15 protein-coding genes are annotated in these 20,915 nt (G+C 45.7%); 7 read left to right on the forward strand and 8 right to left on the reverse strand.

Annotated features, from left to right (window positions below; all coding sequences use genetic code 11):
- Positions 1–1,277: 1,277 nt before the first annotated feature.
- The 6 genes from IEX62_RS21875 to yaaA all read right to left on the reverse strand — a co-directional run bounded on the left by IEX62_RS21875 (position 1,278) and on the right by yaaA (position 9,461).
- Positions 1,278–2,345 (reverse strand): HD-GYP domain-containing protein, encoded by a 1,068-nt coding sequence (locus IEX62_RS21875; RefSeq protein ID WP_188778268.1) that lies wholly within the window; start codon positions 2,343–2,345, stop codon positions 1,278–1,280.
- Positions 2,346–2,919: 574 nt separating this feature from the next.
- Positions 2,920–5,445, reverse strand: coding sequence for a DNA gyrase subunit A (gene gyrA, locus IEX62_RS21880; RefSeq protein WP_188778270.1), 2,526 nt, complete (start codon positions 5,443–5,445; stop codon positions 2,920–2,922).
- Between the two features lie 433 nt (positions 5,446–5,878).
- Positions 5,879–7,798 (reverse strand): DNA topoisomerase (ATP-hydrolyzing) subunit B, encoded by a 1,920-nt coding sequence (gene gyrB, locus IEX62_RS21885; protein ID WP_188778272.1) that lies wholly within the window; start codon positions 7,796–7,798, stop codon positions 5,879–5,881.
- A 48-nt stretch (positions 7,799–7,846) separates the two neighbouring features.
- Positions 7,847–8,098, reverse strand: coding sequence for an extracellular matrix regulator RemB (gene remB / locus IEX62_RS21890; protein ID WP_188778275.1), 252 nt, complete (start codon positions 8,096–8,098; stop codon positions 7,847–7,849).
- 14 nt (positions 8,099–8,112) lie between these two features.
- Positions 8,113–9,225, reverse strand: coding sequence for a DNA replication/repair protein RecF (gene recF, locus IEX62_RS21895; protein WP_188778277.1), 1,113 nt, complete (start codon positions 9,223–9,225; stop codon positions 8,113–8,115).
- A 17-nt stretch (positions 9,226–9,242) separates the two neighbouring features.
- Positions 9,243–9,461, reverse strand: a complete 219-nt coding sequence (gene yaaA / locus IEX62_RS21900; protein WP_188778279.1) for a S4 domain-containing protein YaaA — start codon at positions 9,459–9,461, stop codon at positions 9,243–9,245.
- Between the two features lie 223 nt (positions 9,462–9,684).
- Between yaaA and IEX62_RS21905 the strand changes: the two genes are divergently transcribed.
- The gene (locus IEX62_RS21905; RefSeq protein WP_188778281.1) at positions 9,685–10,014 is read left to right on the forward strand and encodes a hypothetical protein; all 330 of its coding nucleotides are present in this window, start codon (positions 9,685–9,687) and stop codon (positions 10,012–10,014) included.
- Positions 10,015–10,453: 439 nt separating this feature from the next.
- Here the strand turns inward: IEX62_RS21905 and dnaN are convergent, their stop codons facing one another.
- The gene (gene dnaN / locus IEX62_RS21910; protein WP_188778282.1) at positions 10,454–11,596 is read right to left on the reverse strand and encodes a DNA polymerase III subunit beta; all 1,143 of its coding nucleotides are present in this window, start codon (positions 11,594–11,596) and stop codon (positions 10,454–10,456) included.
- 206 nt (positions 11,597–11,802) lie between these two features.
- Entirely contained in the window at positions 11,803–13,155 is a 1,353-nt protein-coding gene (dnaA, locus tag IEX62_RS21915; protein WP_188778284.1) for a chromosomal replication initiator protein DnaA, read from the reverse strand.
- 1,142 nt (positions 13,156–14,297) lie between these two features.
- On the opposite strand from dnaA, the gene rpmH reads away from it, so the two are divergent.
- The 6 genes from rpmH to mnmG all read left to right on the forward strand — a co-directional run bounded on the left by rpmH (position 14,298) and on the right by mnmG (position 20,914).
- Positions 14,298–14,432, forward strand: a complete 135-nt coding sequence (rpmH, locus tag IEX62_RS21920) for a 50S ribosomal protein L34 (RefSeq protein WP_017815451.1) — start codon at positions 14,298–14,300, stop codon at positions 14,430–14,432.
- Positions 14,433–14,719: 287 nt separating this feature from the next.
- Positions 14,720–15,070: a ribonuclease P protein component gene (rnpA, locus tag IEX62_RS21925; protein ID WP_188778287.1), complete on the forward strand. Its 351-nt coding sequence runs from the start codon at positions 14,720–14,722 to the stop codon at positions 15,068–15,070.
- A gap of 76 nt (positions 15,071–15,146) precedes the next feature.
- The gene (locus IEX62_RS21930) at positions 15,147–16,001 is read left to right on the forward strand and encodes a YidC/Oxa1 family membrane protein insertase (RefSeq protein ID WP_188778289.1); all 855 of its coding nucleotides are present in this window, start codon (positions 15,147–15,149) and stop codon (positions 15,999–16,001) included.
- 74 nt (positions 16,002–16,075) lie between these two features.
- On the forward strand, positions 16,076–16,894 hold the full coding sequence (gene jag, locus IEX62_RS21935; RefSeq protein ID WP_188778291.1) for an RNA-binding cell elongation regulator Jag/EloR: 819 nt from the start codon (positions 16,076–16,078) through the stop codon (positions 16,892–16,894).
- 231 nt (positions 16,895–17,125) lie between these two features.
- A complete protein-coding gene (mnmE, locus tag IEX62_RS21940) occupies positions 17,126–18,502 on the forward strand; it encodes a tRNA uridine-5-carboxymethylaminomethyl(34) synthesis GTPase MnmE (RefSeq protein ID WP_188778293.1) in 1,377 nt (458 codons plus the stop codon).
- 525 nt (positions 18,503–19,027) lie between these two features.
- Positions 19,028–20,914, forward strand: coding sequence for a tRNA uridine-5-carboxymethylaminomethyl(34) synthesis enzyme MnmG (gene mnmG / locus IEX62_RS21945; RefSeq protein WP_188778295.1), 1,887 nt, complete (start codon positions 19,028–19,030; stop codon positions 20,912–20,914).
- The last annotated feature ends 1 nt before the right edge of the window (position 20,915 follow it).

Genomic DNA, 20,915 nt, shown 5'->3' on the forward strand with positions numbered 1-20,915 from the left:
TTCGTCCTGAGCCAGGATCAAACTCTCCAATAAAGTGTTTGACTTGCTCATTTCTTGCTGGCGAGAACATTACTGTTCTCTATATTTTGAAGAACAAAGTTCTTCACTCACTCGTTGTTCAGTTTTCAAAGATCAAACTCTTTCGTTACCGCTCAGTGTCTCTCGCAGCAACTCTTATATCTTATCATCTACTCAACCATCTGTCAACAACTTTTTTTGAAGTTGTTATCAAGCTCATTTTGACGTGAGTTTGAAAAGCAGATTGTGTCTCAAAGACTTATACATAAGACTATATCATATACTTAGATAGAGAGTCAACACTTCTTTTAGCAAAATATTAATATTTCTTTATAACGCTATATTGGTTCTATTTATAGTGATTATTCGCTATCTTTCTATCTGTGTAGCTGCGCTTATGATCCTAATTTCTCTTGGATAAATAGAAGTTCTGTGATATGAGATATAAAACTGAGGTAGATCGCATACAAGCTTATCTTTATAATTAAGAATAAACGGTATTGCACAATACAGTGTGCTGATATTTCTTTATGGATCATACTCTTATCTAGCTCCTATTATATATGTGTAGAAATATATGTTTAGAATTCTCAATATATACAATCTACATACAATAAAGAGCATGACTATCTTGCTAAAGCTGCTTGATGCAGTTTCTTTAGTAGGACAGTTATGCTCTTACCGTTAAGATAGACTCGTCTTTATCTTCTATCTCTATCTGTATTGAAGAAGTATATGCGTCGCTGAGTATTCGTGATCAAAGCTGTGTGTTGAAATGATGCGGTGATAGTAATTAGAGACAATCGATTTGATCTATTTCTATATTATTACTATTTTGATGTGGACTATTGTTAGCTTAGTATTCAAACTTTTAATGATATCTGTTTTACTTGTGATGCTTTCCTTCTATACGTATCGATCGTTCTGGACGTATGGATCGCACTGGTGATTGAATACAATGTGACTAGAGAAGTGGTCATAGCACTTTTTAAGATTCTCTAGCAGTTACAGAAATAATGATGATACAAGTAACTGTTCAAGTGATAGTTTATAGCAGCTTCTTATATAGAAGATTTTGCTAATAGCTCATTTAGTAGATTATTGCTCGCATACATCGCTCTACACTACTATGCACTTTACAAATTGTTCATGCTGTCACAATGGCTCATCGTTTATGGGCAATTATTGTTTGAAAACGAATAGATCCACTTGGACGAACATCACTCTTTTATCTCAGAGAATAAAAAAGAGCGATTAGCTTAGCGTTGTACAACAGATTGGATATGCAGCTGGCGGTTTTCGATCAGATTATAGATGATCTCTCCTACAGCCACCATGGGACGTGTGGGATGGTCGCGATCGGAGAAAACGATCCGACCTACGCTACCATTGTTCAGACGAACTTTGGCGCCATTATGGAACTGGGTCACTTTGCGAATAAATGTAGTCACGACCGCTGGATCTAGCTTGCCGAATGATTCCGTTTCTAATTGTTCTAGCACGAGATAAGGAGATTGCGCCTGACGATAGTTTTTCGATAGGGTCATTGCATGGAAGATATCCGCTACGGCTACAATTTTGGCATAGATATGAATTTGGGACTGCTCCAGACGTAATGGGTAACCGGAGCCGTCTACTTTTTCGTGATGCTGAAGAGCTGCTAGCTTCACACCTTCATTGATACCTTTGACATTTTTTAATAGATCATAGCCATATCGCGTATGTCTGCGCATTTCTTCAACCTCTCCAGGCTCAAGCTGAGTCGGCTTGTACAAAATATCTGGATCGATGCGGATATTACCGATATCGTGTAGCAGACCTGCAAGCGCAACCTGCATTCCTTCATTAGGAGGTAAATGCATCCATTTTGCAATACGATAGGAGGTCATACCGGTCAGTAGCGCATTGTGATACATGTACTCTTCCTTTTTTAGGCGCTGCGGTGTGTAGGTGAGTATATTATATTGTTTGGAGTTGTTAATCAGTTGCTCCAGGCCTGTACGGAGCTTATAAATCGGAATTTCTTCCACCAGTGCAGACTGGAAGCTTTGCTTGAGTGTCCGAATCATCTCTTCGTATACCTTCTCAAACGCAACTCGATCAGGATGGCTCATAATGGTTGTTTCTAAAATAACAGGCATCTCTGCTGCAAGCGGTGGTAGTGGACGCTCATTATCAATCTCAGTAACCAAAAATGCCTTCAAAATCATCAGATCACGTGGCATTAAAACCTTGCCTTTAGGTAGAAGCAATTGTCCACGTTCTGTAAATACGTCATTATATAACTGGATGCCTGGCTTCAATTCATGTACAGGTGTCATTACCATCACATTTCAACCTCGCTTTTTTAGTATTGAAATCATGCAATGACGCTCCCGATGAACAGCATAATAGCTTGCCAGCTTGAGGCGCTACTTGTAGCGTTACTGTATATCAGGTATGTCCTGCACCTTGAATATGGATATGCCGTTGTCCACTTTATACGATCTATATGTAGCTCTTGCTGTATGTCTATTTATGGACTGGGTATATTTACTTATAATTATGTACATATATTAGCATCCAAAGACCTATAAAACAATTGATTATTAACTAAAATACCAAATTTATTCAATGATTTTGCGGATAATCTAGCTAACAATGTATATCTTTGGTCTTAGCTTTAAAGAATAGAGTCGGTTAGAGGGATGCGGTGTAGCATGTGGCTACTTTATTTGAACCTTTTATTGGTGCTATACGGCTAAATATGATAGCTGGGCATCTACCTATGTAATGAAATATATAAAATGCTGAGTTACAAGCAAAAAAGCTCTACCGTATTCCCACAAGTCCTGATTCGGACGGAACACGGTAGAGCTTCTTTTATTAAGAATAGATTGAATCTATTCGATCAAGTATAACTTATTCTTCAGCTTCTTCTGTTGATTCGCCAGCGGAGGATTCAGCTTCTGTTGCTTCTACCTCTGTGCCTTCTTCAGTTGGCTCCAGCTCATCCTCACTATCTTCACTCTTCGCTGTAACACATACCGTTGCTACGGCATCTTCATCACGGATGTGAATCAGGCGTACCCCCTGTGTGTTACGTCCCATAGTCGAGATGGTCTCGATGCCCATACGGATAAGGGTACCACTGGTCGTAATGATCATTAGATCGTCTGTATCGCCAACGACCTTCAGACCGGACAGCTCACCATTCTTATCTGTTACGTTCATCGTTTTAATCCCTTTACCACCACGACTCTGAATACGATACTCGTCACCAGGCGTACGTTTACCATAGCCTTTTGCTGTAACGATGAGCACTTTCATGTCGTCGCTGATAATATCCATACCGACTACACGGTCGCCTTCGTCCAGGGTTACACCCTTAACGCCTGTCGCGCTACGTCCCATGGCGCGAACATCGGTCTCGTTGAAGCGAATCGACATGCCGTAGGCTGTACCCATAATCATGTCTTGCTTACCATCCGTCAGCTTCACTTCGATCAGTTCATCGTCTTCACGCATATTGATCGCGATCAAGCCGCCTTTACGGATGTTCACATAATCATCCAGACGCGTTTTCTTCACGACACCCTGACGCGTACCGAAGAACAGATATTGATCACCCTCGAAATCCTGCACTGGAATCACCGCGTTGACCGATTCACCCTGTTCGATCTGAATCAGGTTGATAACTGGCGTTCCGCGTGCCGTACGTCCCAGTTCTGGAATCTCGTATGCCTTGATCCGGTATACTTTACCCTTGTCGGTAAAGAACAGCAGGTGATGGTGAGAATTCGTTACGAACAGATGCTGGACAAAGTCCTGATCCTTCATATCGACACCCATAACCCCTTTACCACCACGGCGCTGGCTGCGGTATGTCGTTACTGGGGAACGCTTGATATAGCCGGTATGCGTAACCGTAACAACAACCTCTTCCTGTGGAATCAGGTCTTCGTCCAGAATGCTTTCTTCACCGACGGTGATCTCAGTGCGACGCTCATCACCAAAGCGCTGTTTAACCTCATCCAGCTCTTCGCTGATGATTTCCAGCACTCGGGATTCACTTGCCAAAATCTCACGGTACTCTGCAATCAGACGTTGCAACTCGTTATATTCATTCTCAATCTTATCGCGTTCCAAGCCAGTCAGACGTTGCAGACGCATATCCAGAATCGCCTGTGCCTGCTCCTGACTAAGCGAGAAGCGTTCGATCAGTGCTTCACGTGCCGCATCCGTTGTCTGCGAGCCACGAATCAAAGCGATCATCGCGTCCACATTATCCAGTGCAATACGCAAGCCTTCCAGAATGTGCGCACGTGCCTCGGCTTTTTTCAGATCAAATTCTGTACGACGACGAATAACCTCGATCTGGTGCTGAATGTAGTGATAGATAACTTCGCGCAATCCGAGCAGCTTTGGCTCGTTATTGACGATCGCTAGCATATTCACACCAAAGGTTGATTGCATCGCTGTATGCTTGTACAGATTGTTTAATACAACGTTCGGATTCACATCACGACGCAGCTCAATGACAATACGCATACCGTTACGGTCAGATTCGTCACGCAGATCGGTAATACCCTCGATGCGTTTCTCACGTACAAGCTCAGCGATCTTCTCAACAAGACGCGCCTTATTCACCTGATACGGAATCTCGTTAACGACGATACGTGCTTTGTTGTTGTTCTCCTCAATCGTTGCCTTCGCTCTCATCGTGATCGATCCACGACCCGTTTGATACGCCTGACGAATACCAGAACGACCAAGAATATAACCGGAGGTCGGGAAGTCAGGGCCGTGGATATAATCCATCAGCTCCATCGAGGTGATATCTGGATTCTCGATCATCGCCTGCACGCCGTCAATGACTTCGCCCAGATTATGAGGTGGAATATTAGTCGCCATACCTACAGCGATACCGGAAACCCCGTTTACGAGCAGGTTAGGATAACGAGCCGGCAATACGACCGGTTCGCGCTCTTCACCGTCATAGTTTGGAATATAATCAACGGTTTCTTTGTTCAGGTCACGCAGCATCTCCAATGCCATCTTGGACATACGTGCTTCGGTATAACGCATCGCCGCTGCCATATCGCCATCGACGGAACCAAAGTTACCGTGTCCATCAATCAGCATATAGCGCATGGAGAAGTCCTGTGCCATACGAACCATCGTATCGTAAACAGCCGTGTCTCCGTGCGGGTGGTATTTACCAATAACTTCGCCGACGATTCTCGCCGACTTCTTGTAAGGCTTATCCGGTGCCATGCCGAGCTCCGACATTGCATATAAAATACGCCGGTGTACAGGCTTGAGTCCGTCACGTACGTCAGGCAAAGCCCGGCTGACGATAATACTCATCGCATAGTCCATAAAGGACTCGCGCATTTCTGTCCCGATATCCCGGTCTTTAATCTGCGAAAATTTCTCTTCCGCCATGCTAAGCTTAGCCTCCTTATTGCAGCCTTCGTTTGCACAAATGGATGCTCTCTGGTTCTGCTATGAATGGTGGTGAGCCATCCTAAGCGATCCTGTATAAAAATAAGTTTCCTCTTGCCAGAATGATAGGAAAATCGTTCGCCATCATGGCGATTTTGTGATGATGCTATGCCCGGTGCTACATCACTTTATTATACCATTTTTTTCGTGTGATGTCCTGTGTTTTCGCGCTATTTGCAGCACTTTTCACACGGTTTTGATATAAAATCTTGTAAGCGACATAATGGACGCGATTTCTATCTGTCTTGCTGCTGTTATCAATATAAAAGGGGCATCCACCATGTGGTAGATACCCCTTTTTAATTTGCATAATTACACCGATTTGCTTACGTTCTATCCAGCTGTCTATTGTGCTAGACAACAAGGATCGAGTTTAGAAATCGAGATTTTTCACATACTTCGCGTTTTCCTGAATGAAATCGCGACGTGGTTCAACATTATCACCCATGAGCGTATCAAAGATCGCATCCGCCAAAATAGCATCTTGAATGCTAACCTGTAGCATAATACGGCTTTCTGGATCCATCGTTGTTTCCCACAGCTGAGACGCGTTCATCTCGCCCAGACCTTTATAACGCTGTACGTTAAATTTGGCATTTTCGCCAAAGCCTGCAATGATCTCGTCACGCTCGCGCTCGGAGTTAGCATAGACCGCTGTTTTGTTACGCTCGACCTTGAACAGTGGCGGCTGTGCGATATAGACATAGCCTGCTTCAATGATCTGACGCATGTAACGATAGAAGAACGTCAGTAGCAGCGTACGAATGTGCGCGCCATCGACATCGGCATCCGTCATGATGATCACTTTGTGATAACGTGCCTTGGACAGATCGAACTCGTCGCCGATCCCTGTGCCCAGTGCTGTGATGATTGCACGAATCTCGGCATTACCGAGGATACGATCAAGACGTGCTTTTTCAACGTTCAGGATTTTGCCTCGCAGTGGCAGAATCGCCTGGAAATGACGATCACGTCCCTGCTTCGCAGAACCGCCCGCAGAGTCACCCTCAACGATATACAGTTCACTGATCGAAGCGTCTTTAGACGAGCAGTCTGCCAGCTTACCAGGCAGCGCACTCACTTCCAGTACACTTTTACGGCGAGTCAACTCACGTGCCTTACGAGCCGCTTCACGTGCGCGAGAAGCCTGTAATGCTTTGTCCAGTACGCGACGTGCAACCGAAGGGTTCTCGTTCAGGAACTCTTGCAGCTTCTCGGAGAATAGCGATTCTACGATACCGCGCGCTTCACTGTTACCCAGCTTTGTTTTCGTTTGACCTTCAAACTGAGGCTCTGGAATTTTGACGGAAATGATGGCCGTCAAACCTTCACGCACGTCCTCACCTGTCAGGTTACCTGTATTATCCTTCAGCAGGCCGTTACGGCGTGCATAATCGTTAATAATACGTGTCAGAGCACTCTTAAAGCCGGATTCGTGTGTACCGCCCTCATGCGTGTTGATGTTATTAGCAAAGGAGTAGATATTCTCGGTATAGCCCTCGTTGTATTGCAGCGCGATCTCAACCTGGATCTGTTCGCGCACGCCTTCAACATAGATCGGCTGCTCGTTGATCACTTCGCGATTCTGGTTCAGATACTGCACATACTCGATAATACCGCCCTCGTAGCGAAAATGATTGGATACACCAGTACGCTCGTCTGTCAGCGTTAGAGCGATGCCCTTGTTCAGGAACGCCAGCTCACGAATACGACCGAGCAATGTATCATAATCATACACGGTTGTTTCAGTGAAAATTTCATGATCCGGTCGGAAGGTTACAGTTGTACCTGTGCCTTCGTCTTCGGTCATATCACGTAATACTTTGATATCCTCGACCGGTGCACCGCGTTTGTATTCCTGCTGATACACTTTGCCTTCGCGTTTAACGACAACGCGTACATGCTCGGACAATGCGTTCACAACAGACACACCTACACCGTGCAGACCGCCGGATACTTTATATCCGCCACCGCCGAATTTACCGCCGGCATGGAGTACGGTCATAACGACTTCAAGCGCAGAGCGCTGTGTTTTCGCTTCTACGCCTACAGGAATACCGCGTCCGTTATCGACAACAGTCACGCTGTTATCCTCATGGATCGTTACTTCGATATGATCACAGTATCCGGCAAGCGCCTCGTCAATACTGTTATCTACAATTTCCCAGACCAGGTGATGCAAGCCTTTGGAGCTGGTCGATCCGATATACATACCCGGACGTTTACGTACCGCTTCCAAACCTTCAAGCACCTGTATCTGACTGGCATCATAAGCCGGTTGATTCGTCGACATGCTATTTTCACCTACTTCTGTATTTTAGACAGCCTTCTCTGGCTGTGCCTAAGCATTCATCAAAAAGCTATTAGTCCGCTTTTTCAGCGTGGCGGAGGAAATGGGGGAATAATACACTTTATTTTTGGTCACAACGATCGACTTCGGTTCCTCCTCACCGATCGATTCAACCTTTTTGTCTTCGTGGGCAAAGCTTACGAATTGCTTGGAGATTTTGGATGACTTTTCAATCGATATATCAAAAATGGCAACAAGCTCCGAAAAACGGATGATCTTCTCGCCACCCAAATGTATATACATGGAACGGACCTCCCTTACTTCTCAATATGCCCTTGATGGACATGGAAAATCTGGGCTTCCTTCAGACGACCGGCATTGAGGCTCTCGATTCCGGTAGCCGTGATGAAAGTCTGCACTTTGTCCTGAAATGTCTCAATCAACTGAGTTTGACGGTAAGGATCCAGTTCGGATAAAACGTCATCCAGCAAAAGAATCGGGTATTCCCCGATCTCCTCGTGAATTAATTCGATTTCAGCAAGTTTCAGCGATAAAGCGGTCGTACGTTGTTGACCCTGTGAGCCAAACACCGCTGCTTCATTGCCGTTAATGTGAAAGGCAAGATCGTCTCGATGCGGACCTGCCAGAGTCGCGCCACGGCGATATTCCTGTTCTTTCACTTGTGATAATTTTATCATAAATTGCTCAAATAAGACAGCTTCATCTTCTTCTTCGACCGTACCAAATGAGGGCACATACGATAATAGGAGCTGTTCCTTGCCACCGGTTATCCCCATGTGGATATTTTCCGCCCAGCCCTGTAGCTTGTGGATAAAACGTTTGCGCTTCTGTACGATCTTCACGCCGTGCTCCACCAGCTGCTGATTCCAAATGTCGAGCATCGTATTGTCCTTGTTGCCAGCGCCCCATGCTTGCTTGAGGAAATTGTTACGCTGTACTAGCACCTTCTGGTACTGCTGTAAGTGATGCAGATAGCTTGGCTGTACCTGACCGATCTCCATATCAAGAAAACGGCGACGCACACCGGGTGAGCCCTTTACGATCTCCAGATCCTCCGGCGCAAACATGACCGCATTGATCGTACCGACAAAATCGCTCAGCTTGCGTTGCTCCAGCCCGTTGATCTTTGCCTTTTTTCCGCGCGCTGAAAAGTTCAGCTCCAGCTTCACCTTGCCGTACCGCTTGTCCGCATCACATGTAATCCGCGCATGGTCCGCACCAAACGAGATCAGCTCCTTGTCCTTACTCGTTCGATGCGACTTGGACAGAGCCAGCACAAAAAGCGCCTCGATCAGATTCGTTTTCCCCTGTGCATTTTGTCCGATAAACAAATTGACCGGGCCAAAGGAGTCGAGCTGTAGGCTCTCATAGTTGCGATAATTTTGTAGGCTGATTTGGTTGATGAACATGGATAAGCTCCTCCGGTCTATTGCCCGCTCTGAACCTTAAAGCTGCCTTCACCCTGTACTTCCACTTCATCGCCAGGATAAAGTTTGCGACCACGACGCTCTTCCAGCTCTCCGTTAACCTTGACCATTTGCTCCTGTAGAAGTGCTTTCGCGCTTCCTCCGGTGGAGACACAATCTGCCAGTTTTAGAAATTGATCCAGTTTGATATATTCCGTGGAAATGGAAATGTTTTTCATAATATTTGTAAACCGTCCTTTCGACGATGGGTTATTGGGCCGATCCAAATGAATAGCCAGGTCTTAGCATCATACCATAGTCAAAGTTGCACTACTATGGTTATGGGCAAAGTACCTGGCTCTTTTTTGCTCCAAGGGTCTGTTTTGTGACTCGGATGACTGGGACAACTGAATCTTTTTTAATTATAATACCGAGCAAGGCTAGCAACAGAGGAGGATAACAATGAGCGATTCGATGCAACGTTTAATCCGTGATCTGAACAATGGCAAAATGAGAGGCTATTCATACTACACTCATCCTGAACAGTCTTCTGATACGACAAGGAATGTGTCGGGTTCGGGTCAATTGATCCAGTATGCTGTTCAGAAGCGCAATCACCGATATGTCGCTTATTATTTTCAGGTGGATGTGGATCAGATGGATAACCATGAAGAGGCTGCGGTCGAACAGTATGAGGAATATAGCGATGTGGAGCAAGCACTGGCGTGTCTGGTTAACAAAGGCGCTGATCTTGATCGGTTTGCGCCGTTTAAGGGACAGACTCCTTTTTGAATGCGGCTAAGTCTGGCAATGGGCTTAGTAGGAAAGCTCATAAAAGTTTTGAAGTCAGCAGCATTCTCAACATGCAGCACATGATGCAACATGATAAAAGGCAGGTACCGCAACCATGGGTACCTGCCTTTTTGCTAAACGATGATGCAATAAATGCATATCGCACATATAGCTCTATCGGGATGCTCCAAGCGAACTAGAAATCTTCACATGTGGAAAAACGAAGGCATCTTGATTCACCAAAAAGTTATACACATGTGCATAAGATTTTTGAAAATAATCTATTCACAGGCTCTGGCACCACATATATGATCCAGATTCTGTTTAATATTCAGGCAAGTTCACGCTGCTTTCTTTGCCAGAACTACATGGCGTTTCGGCAACAGGCTATTCAGCATACCATGAATGCCTGAAAATTTGAACTGTTTACGAGATGAGATTAGTTCGTTGTCCGGTAAGGCAGAATAATGTACAGGCTGCGGCTCTCATCCAGCGGCTTGATGATGATCGGGCTCATGATGCCGGTAAACTGGATCGACAGCTGCTCACTTTCGATTACTTTCAGCACATCAAGCATATATTTGGAGTTGAACGAAATACGCAGTGGCTCGCCTTCAAACTTCGCAATATCCAGCTGCTCGGTTACACGTCCAAGCTCGGAAGAGCTGGAGGAAATTTCAACAGCGCCGTTTTCCAGTGTTTGCATACGAACGATATTCGTTTTTTCCTCGCGAGAAAGCAGATACGCACGGTCGATCGAATCAGCCAGTTTTTTCGTATCCATCACAAGCTCGGTTTTGAAGCTGGTTGGGATAATTTTGGATGTATCCGGGTACGTTCCGTCCAGAATGCGCGAGTAGAACAGCACGCGATCAATTTTGAATAGCACCTGATTGTCGGCGACGACGATATCGAGTAGCTGATTTTGGTCAGGAATGATTTTGCTGAGCTCGTTCAATGTTTTACCAGCTATAACCACATTGCTGAAACGAACGCCAGTATCTTCACCAAGATTTACCGTACGACTTGCCAGACGGTGACGGTCAGTCGCAACGAATTTCAGCTCGCCTTCAACCAGATTCCAGAGCACACCTGTCAAAATTGGTGTTGTTTCCTGTGTGGAAATAGAAAACGCCGTTTGCTTGATCATATTTTTTAACAGATCGCCAGGAACAGAGATTTGCTGGTTTTCTTCGATGTTTGGCAGCACCGGGAATTCCTCAGGATCTAGACCAACGAGCTGGATATCAGTAGCCCCTGCACGGATGAACGTTTGGAAGCCATCTTTGACTTCCATTTCGATTTCCTGAGAAGGCAGCTTTTTGATAATTTCAACGAAAAACTTGGCAGGTAAAACGACGCTACCCGGGCGTTCGATCTCTACGATCGTTTTACTATCGTCTTCAGCGGGTATGAAAGATTGAATCGAAATATCCGTATCGCTCGCTGTTAAGGTTACACCGGAATAACTCACATCGAACTTGATTCCGCTCAAAATGGGAATGGTCGTACGACTGGAGATCGCTTTGGATACATGTTGTATCGATTCGTTCAAATAGTTTTTAGAGATTTGGATCTTCATAGTTTCACTCCTAACCAGCATGATTCATGCTTGTACATATCCTTTTTTTCAATCAGCACCGAGAGGTGCGTTTTAGCAAGAAGAATGTTTTAAATATTTAATAGCAGTAGCAGTAGGGACACTGAATATGTGGATAAGTGCCTTCAAGCCGCATAAAATTAAGCCTATCCACATGTGTATAAAGTGTGTATAGGCTTGCTAGTTGTTCAGGATGGATTTTTGATTTTGTCCATCAGATTGTTAACCACTTTAAACAGATCCTGGTCGGATTTTAGCGACTGGGATATTTTTTCGTGCGCATGAATCACGGTCGTATGATCTCGTCCGCCAAATGCTTCGCCGATCTTCGGCAGCGAGTAATCGGTCAGCTCACGCGAGAGATACATAGCGATCTGACGAGGAAAGGCAACAGCCTTTGTACGCTTGCGTGCTTTGAAATCCTCCAGCTTCAGGTTGTAGTACTCGCCTACACGCTGCTGAATATCCTGGATGGTGATCATTTTAGGGCGACTGGAAGGAATAATATCCTTCAGCGCTTCCGCTGCCAGATGCGAGGTCACATCCTGATTCGTCAGCGAAGAATAGGCAACCACGCGGATCAGTGCGCCTTCCAGCTCGCGAATGTTCGTATCGATCTGGTTGGCGATATACATCATCGCTTCGTTCGGAATATCGAGATTTTCGGCTTTTGCTTTTTTACGCAAAATCGCAATCCGTGTCTCCAGATCTGGCGGCTGAATATCGGTGATCAGACCCCACTCAAACCGTGAACGCAAGCGCTCTTCCAGCGTCGGAATCTCCTTCGGCGGACGGTCACTGGAGATAATAATCTGCTTGCTCTCTTCATGAAGCGCATTAAACGTATGGAAAAACTCCTCCTGCGTCGATTCCTTTCCCGCTAGGAACTGAATATCATCGATCAGCAAAATATCGATATTGCGGTACTTGTTCCGGAAGCTTTCGCCCCGGTTGTCGCGGATGGAGTTGATAAACTCGTTAGTGAATTTTTCGGACGAAATGTAGACGACCTTGCTATTCGGATTATGCTGCAAAATATAATGTCCGATCGCATGCATTAGGTGCGTCTTTCCCAGTCCTACGCCCCCATACAAAAACAGCGGGTTATAGGCTTTGGCCGGGGCCTCTGCAACTGCCAGTGAGGCCGCATGGGCAAAGCGATTGCCCGCTCCGATTACAAATGTATCGAATGTATATTTGGGATTCAGCATATTAGCCACAGGCTCTTCCGTCTGCACCGCTGCCGGCTGCGCGGGTGTCTGTTGCAGAATGAGCGCCTCTTCTGGCACTGCTTCCTCAATCACGAATTTCACATCAACCTGTCTACCTAAAACCTCATAAACGGTGGAGCTGACAAGTTTAGTGTAGCGGCTTTCCAGCCATTCGACTGCGAAGGTGGTCGGTGCTGAGATCACGATCGAATGTTCCGTAAATGTCAGCGCTTTGGTTGCCTTGAACCAGGTATCAAAGCTCGGTTTACTGAGCTTTGTCTGAATGATTGATAGTATTTGCTGCCATAATTCGGAGGTATGGCTGTCCACAGACTGTCACTCCTTTTAAACTTCCAATTGTGGCTGAAGCCATGCGAGGATATCGAAAATAATGAAAATTGTTATATTCAATGGCGTAGAATTATCCCCAGAATACCAAAGCAGTGGATAAAATAAAAAATGGATAAGAGGAAATTGTTCACAACTTTATCCACAGGCTGTTGATAATTTTTAGATTGTAATGATCTATTCACATCGAAAACAATATCATAATAGCAAAAAGAACCCTTGATTTCAATGAAAACTGACATTTTATCCACAAATTCAATCTGTTGTGTATAAAAGTTATGCACACCACAAGATATTGTTTATAATTTGTTCGGAACCATGGGATGGGTTGTGGAGAAAAATTTTTCGCTATTCACAGGCAAAATGGCTGATGGTGGATAACTGTGTATAAGTTTGGGGTTAAAATGGTTTGTGGATAAATGGCTTGTGCCTCTTTGATGTGGATGTGCATCAAGCGTTTCGGGAAGGGATACGGTAAAGGAATCAGGTGGAGGAGCAGTAGGGAAAGAGCAACTCAATACTTTAAGCATTAATATATGGTGGATGATCAAGCGATCATCAGTATGTGCCAAATTGATAAATGAAAAATAGTCTTTGGAATTGTTGAAACTTTATTGGGATTACATAGCTCACGTGATAAAAAATAAGAAAAATGGTTTTAACGTTGTTTTATTGTTTTGCTACGTCCTTACTTATTACTCTAATGAATACGACTAATTGTTTATCCGCTAATCATTTTGAATGGAATAACCTATATCTACTCTAAATAAAACGTAAATTCTCATGCCTCCACCTGAGTTCGTTGTATTAGCCTTTTTCGGAGCGTTTGTTATACCTATCGAATCGTTAATCTATATACATCAGCCAAAGCGACTCACACCTGTTAGAGCAAATCCAGATCGAATCCACGTTATACCCACTTCCGCTAAAGTTTTACCTGCATATATAGAAGTAAAATTTTTGCACCGTATTCTAGCTCACATTCCGAAAAAATTATTCCTACGAAATGCGGAAAATTCATTGACGGCATGGTGTTTTCCATGATTAAATATAAATTGGTATTTTTATGTGAACAGACATAGAATCAATATGGGATATAGATTACCTGCAAGGAGGTGCACAATATGAGACCGACGTTTAAACCGAATGTAAGAAAACGCAGTAAAGTACATGGATTCCGTAAAAGAATGAGTACAAAAAACGGCCGTAAAGTGCTGGCGGCTCGTCGCCTTAAAGGCAGAAAAGTCATCAGTGCCTAATATGTACACAAAGACCACTGCGGTGGTCTTTTTTTCTTAATATTACCGTTTGTCCTGTAAAGGGTATATTCATCTGCTCATTCGTCTGTTTATCCAGCGATAGGTAGATGATGTTTCGTATTCTATACAGGGCAAGCGATTGAATGATAAAACAACTAAGAATGCTACTAAAGAATTCGACACAAGGAAGCATTTTTGCCATGCATCACTACCGGGCAAAAATAGCGCGTACCGGCCTGCTGCCTACTTGATAATCTGCCGGACGCCAAAGCTAAGGAGAATGAAGGGTGCAAAAAAAGCTGCGTTTGCGAAACCGCGCTGATTTTAGTCGCGTATACCGTCATGGACGGTCTTTTGCCAATCACCAGTTTGTTGTGTACTGGTTTCAAAAAAAGGACATTGAGCAATTCCGCATGGGGGTATCGGTCAGTAAAAAGGTCGGTAATGCGGTTGTTCGTAACCGGATGCGCCGGGTTGTGAAGGAAATTGTGCGTCATCATGCGGAGGAGATCGTGCCGCATATCGATATGATCTTTATCGTACGCAAGGGAGCGCTCACGCTTTCTTACCAGGAGCTGGAGAAAAGCATTCTGCATGTGCTGCGCAAATCTTCACTGCTCAAACGCTCGCGGCGGTAACGCTTTCGGTTTATTTGTGCTGTCAAATATGATATGATTTGCAAGGAAATGCAATGGTCAAGAGAGGGGTTATGAAGTGTCGCAATTGAAGACTCGTGGGGGAAAATGGTTCCTCCTTATCGCTGCTTTCGCAGTGGTAGCCCTGTTGGCTGGTTGTACGCCTAGTACGGTACAGACCCATACAACAGCAGATTTATTAAACCATGGATGGTGGAACCGGTATGTGGTGTACTGGTTTGCGTATGCACTGGACACATTTGCCAACTGGTTTAACGGTGAATATGGTCTGGCTGTCCTCGTCCTGGTGTTGATTGTACGTACACTGATTTTGCCGTTAACACTCAAGCAGGTAAAAAGCTCCAAAGCGATGCAAGCGATTCAACCGCAATTGCAAAAGCTGCGTGAGCAATACAAGGATGATCCACAAAAGCAGCAAGCTGAAACAATGAAGCTGTTCCAAGAAAATCAGGTGAATCCTGCTGCCGGATGTTTCCCGCTGCTGATTCAAATGCCGATTTTTATCGCCTTGTATAATGCGATTATTTATAACAGTGCTTTACGTGAGCACACGTTCCTATGGCTCCAGCTTGGCGAGCCTGACAAATTTCATATTTTGCCACTCATCGCTGCTGCAACGACATTCCTGCAAACATGGATGATGATGCGTATGAACCCGGCTTCGATGCAGGGTCCAATGCAGATGATGATGTATATCTATCCAGTTATTATCGCGATCATGTCCTGGACATTCCCAGCGGCATTGCCACTGTACTGGGTATACAGCAACATTTACACCATCGTACAAAACTACTTCCTGTATCGTAACAACCAGCCGGTTGTAACCGATCTGGGTGTCGCAGTTGATCCAGGGAAAACCCCGTCTGCGAACAGAAACCGCAACAAGAAGAAATCGAAAAAGAAACGTCGCTAAACGCATACCTTTTCATGTAAATCCGGAGTGTTCTTAAGTATCCTTACTACAGTTGAGGAGGGCCGAACATCGAGATGACTACAGTCATTGCGTCTGGAAAAACCATTGATGATGCTATTTCGGAAGGGCTTGCCCGTCTGAATACGACCAAAGAATATGTTGACGTGACGATTTTGCAAGCACCGTCCAAAGGATTTCTCGGTTTGATCGGTGTGAAGCAGGCCCAGGTCAAGCTAACGTTGCTGGAACCACAGGTTTCTATTCCGAGCAGTAAGCCAAAGCCAGCTACAACGGTATCTCCGCGTGAACAACGCGCTACAGAGCCTACCGTGACCAAGACAGCTCCACCAGCAACACCGCAGGAGGATACTGCTGTTGTGAAGCCTGCTGCTTCTACAGATCGTCCGGCTTCGCCGGAGGAGGTATGTGCAGAAGCGATGCAACTCGTCCGCGATGTCGGTACAAGTATTGGGCTGGAGCTACAGGTGGATGTCAAACGTAACCGTGATGGCTATGTGATGAGCATCTCAGGTAGTGATCTCGGGCTGCTGATCGGACGGCGCGGTCAAACGCTGGATGCACTTCAGTATCTGGTGAATATCGTTGCCAATCGCTACTCGGACAAATTTATTCGGATTGTGCTGGACGCGGAGAACTTCCGTGACCGCCGCCGTAAGACGCTGGAGGAGCTAGCCGATCGGCTGGCGAACAAGGTGGTTCGTTCGGGTAGAGAGGTTGTACTGGAGCCGATGTCCTCCCAGGAGCGCAAGGTGATCCATGCACGTTTGCAAAATCATAATCGTGTCAAAACCGCCAGTAAAGGGGAAGAGCCGAATCGCCGCGTTGTGATTGCACTGCGCTCGGGCTCTGCTACTGGAAGCGAGCGGAATTGATGTTTAGAACGTATCGTATTGCAATGATTTTTTACCTTCGGGTAGAAAATCATTGCTTTTTATTTAGGGCATAACTCTGCACACTAGATGGTAGTAGCGGCGTATACAGTGATCGTATAGCTACTGCACATTGCACGTATAGAAGATCGGTATGCTGGAATTGAAGTTAACATTAAAATATTCAGTAGGAAAATACAATCATAGTCGATAGATCGGAAGGGATGAGTGGAGATGGTTAGCGATACAATTGCAGCGATTGCTACCGCTGTAGGCGAAGCGAGTATTTCGGTTATTCGTGTGAGCGGACCGGAGGCAGTCGCAGAAGTAAGTCATATATTTAAAGGACGCGTTCCACTGGATCAAGCGGATAGTCATACCGTGCATTACGGACATATTATTGATCCAGCTACTGGCGAACGAGTAGAGGAAGTGCTGGCGACGATTATGCGCGCGCCGCGTTCGTTTACGATGGAGGATGTAATCGAGATTAGCTCGCACGGTGGCGTAGTTGCTGTGCGTCGTGTGATGGATATTTTGCTACAGCAGCGTATCCGGATTGCGGAGCCGGGTGAGTTTACGAAGCGTGCCTTTTTGAATGGTCGGATTGACCTGTCGCAGGCAGAAGGCGTTATTGACCTGATTCGTTCCAAATCAGATCGTGCCTTCTCGGTCGCCCTCAAGCAGGTAGAGGGCAAGCTGTCACGCCAGATTAAGCCATTACAGCAGACATTGATCGAAACGCTGGCGCATATTGAGGTGAATATCGATTATCCTGAGCATGATGTGGAATCCTTTACCGCTGATCTGATCAAAAACAAGTCGGCTGAAGTGATGACTGAGATCGATAAGCTGCTGCGTACAGCGAATGAAGGTAAGATTTTGCGCGAAGGCATTACAACAGCGATTGTAGGACGTCCGAATGTGGGTAAGTCCTCCCTGCTTAATGCGTTAGCACATGATAATCGGGCGATTGTAACGGACATTCCGGGTACGACGCGCGATGTGATTGAGGAATATGTGACGATTAATAATATTCCGCTCAAGCTGCTGGATACAGCCGGCATTCGTGAAACGATGGATGTGGTGGAAAAGATCGGTGTAGAGCGCTCGCGTGGTGCAGTTAATGATGCGGATCTATTGCTGTTTGTACTCAATAGCAGCGAGCCGCTGCATGAGGATGAGATTGAGCTAATGGAGCAGATTAGCGGTCGTCAGGTGATCGTGATTTTGAACAAAATCGATCTGCCGCCACAGCTGGATCGTAGTGTATTGTTGCAGCATTTTAACGAGCAGCAAATTGTCGAGATGTCAGTGAAGGATGATCAGGGTGTGGATCGTTTGGAGCAGGCGATCTCGTCGCTGTTCTTTGGCGGAAAGCTGGAAGCAAATGACGTGACCTATGTGAGTAATGTGCGTCATATCGGTCTGCTCAAGCAGGCGAAGCGCTCGCTACAGGATGCGTATGAAGCAGCCGATCAGTTGATTCCGATCGATATGATTCAGATCGATGTGCGTCTTGCCTGGGAGCAGCTGGGTGAAATTATCGGTGATTCCGCACCGGATTCGCTGATTGATCAGATCTTCTCGCAGTTCTGTCTCGGAAAATAAAACGTATCCACAGGCACAGATGCTCAAATACAGGTGAAAGATGCTTAAAATTTTGATATTTTGCCGATTTTATTGTGGAAAACGTCTATAAAATCGTAAATTATACGTTATACTACTGGAGTAGCCCTTTTCGATATGGTTGAGGGCTACTCTGACGTGTCTACGGAACGAAACGGGAAGTAGATAGTGGCTGATGAGATCGTATGGCTATGAAGTATAGCAGTGATGATCGTATGCGATCACGCTGGAATAGATAGGGATACGTTCTGAGTGATCCTGTGTATAACCTTCAGCCTGCAAAAGCATAGTAATACAATGGACAAAGTAGGATATTCGACATCGATGAATGACGGTGCTCATTACAATGGAAGGTGATTCAGTTGTGCTTTCCTTAAAGAGTAACACTTATCCGTCCTTAACCAGTCGATGCCGATATAGAGTCATGATGTGTAGGAAATGGCATTTTATTTATTTTACTTGCAGTCACGATCATATCGTGGCTTGAGCAATAGAGGAGGAATACCCATGAGCTATGTGGGTGGAGAATACGACGTTATCGTCATCGGTGCCGGGCATGCAGGCGCTGAAGCAGCACTGGCTGCGGCACGTATGGGCTGTAGCACACTGATGGTAACGATCAATCTGGACATGATCGCATTTATGCCGTGTAACCCGTCGATCGGTGGTCCAGCAAAAGGTCATGTGGTGCGTGAGATCGATGCACTGGGCGGCGAAATGGGTCGCAATATCGATAAAACATTTATTCAAATGCGTATGCTGAATACGGGGAAAGGCCCGGCGGTACATGCACTGCGCGCGCAAGCAGACAAATTCATGTATCAGCACGCAATGAAAGAAACGATGGAAAATGAACCGAATCTGACGCTGCGTCAGGGGATGGTAGATCGTCTGATCGTTGAAGATGGCGTATGTACAGGTGTGATTACCCAGACAGGTACGACTTATAAAGGTAAGTCGATCGTGTTGACGACCGGTACGTATCTGCGCGGCAAAATCATTATGGGTGAGCTGGCTTATGAGAGCGGCCCGAACAATCAGCAGCCATCGCTCAAGCTGTCCGATCACCTGCGTGAGCTAGGCTTTGAATTGGTGCGCTTCAAAACAGGTACACCACCGCGTGTACATCGCGATACGATTGATTTTAGCAAAACGGAAATTCAGCCTGGTGATGACCAGCCGAAGTTCTTCTCCTATGAAACCAAATCGTCCAGCAATGAGCAAATGCCGTGCTGGTTAACGTATACTTCCGAAGAAACGCACCAGATCATCAATGACAACCTGCATCGTGCGCCAATGTTCTCCGGTATTATTGAGGGTACAGGCCCACGCTATTGCCCATCGATTGAGGATAAAGTGGTTCGTTTCAGCGACAAGCCGAAGCACCAGATTTTCTTAGAGCCAGAAGGTAAAAACACATCCGAGTACTACGTACAGGGTCTGTCTACCAGTCTGCCTGAGGATGTACAGCTGCGTGTACTGCGCTCCATTCCGGGTATGGAAAATGTTACGATGATGCGTAATGGCTATGCGATCGAATACGATGCTATGGTGCCAACGCAGCTCTGGCCAACACTGGAAACGAAGCGTGTACCTGGCTTGTTCACAGCCGGTCAGATCAACGGAACGTCTGGCTATGAGGAAGCAGCTGGGCAGGGTGTAATGGCAGGTATTAATGCTGCTCGCCGTGCACAGGGCAAAGAAGGCATTGTACTGGATCGTTCACAGGGTTATATCGGCGTATTGATCGACGATCTCGTTACCAAAGGCACGAATGAGCCATATCGTCTGCTCACTTCCCGTGCGGAATATCGTCTATTGCTTCGTCATGACAATGCAGATATGCGTCTGACTGAAATCGGTCATGATATCGGTCTGATTACTGAAGATCGCTATCACCGATTCCTCGACAAAAAAGCAAAAGTTGAACGTGAAGTCGAGCGTCTTAGCAAAGTGAAAGTGAAACCAGTTGATGTGAATGAGATGCTGGAATCCCGCCAATCTGCACCGCTGCAAAATGGTACTGATCTGCTAACGGTTCTGCGTCGTCCAGAAGTATCGTATGCCGATATCGAAAGCCTGTCTCCTTCACCAGAGGAATTGACAGAAGACATGAAAGAACAGGTCGAAATTCAGACAAAATATGCTGGTTATATCGAAAAGCAACTTGCCCATGTGGAGCGTCTGAAAAAGATGGAGAAAAAGAAGCTGCCTGAAGATATCGTGTACGAGGAAGTGAAGGGACTTGCGATTGAAGCACAGCAAAAGCTGGCGAAAATCCGTCCGCTATCGATTGGACAGGCTTTCCGTATTTCTGGTGTTACACCAGCCGATATTTCGATTCTGCTCGTCTATCTGGAGCACTATAACCGCGTAACAGCATCCCGGGGGTAAT

The sequence above is a fragment of the Paenibacillus hunanensis genome (assembly GCF_014645615.1).
GTDB classification, from domain to species: Bacteria; Bacillota; Bacilli; order Paenibacillales; family Paenibacillaceae; genus Saccharibacillus; species Saccharibacillus hunanensis.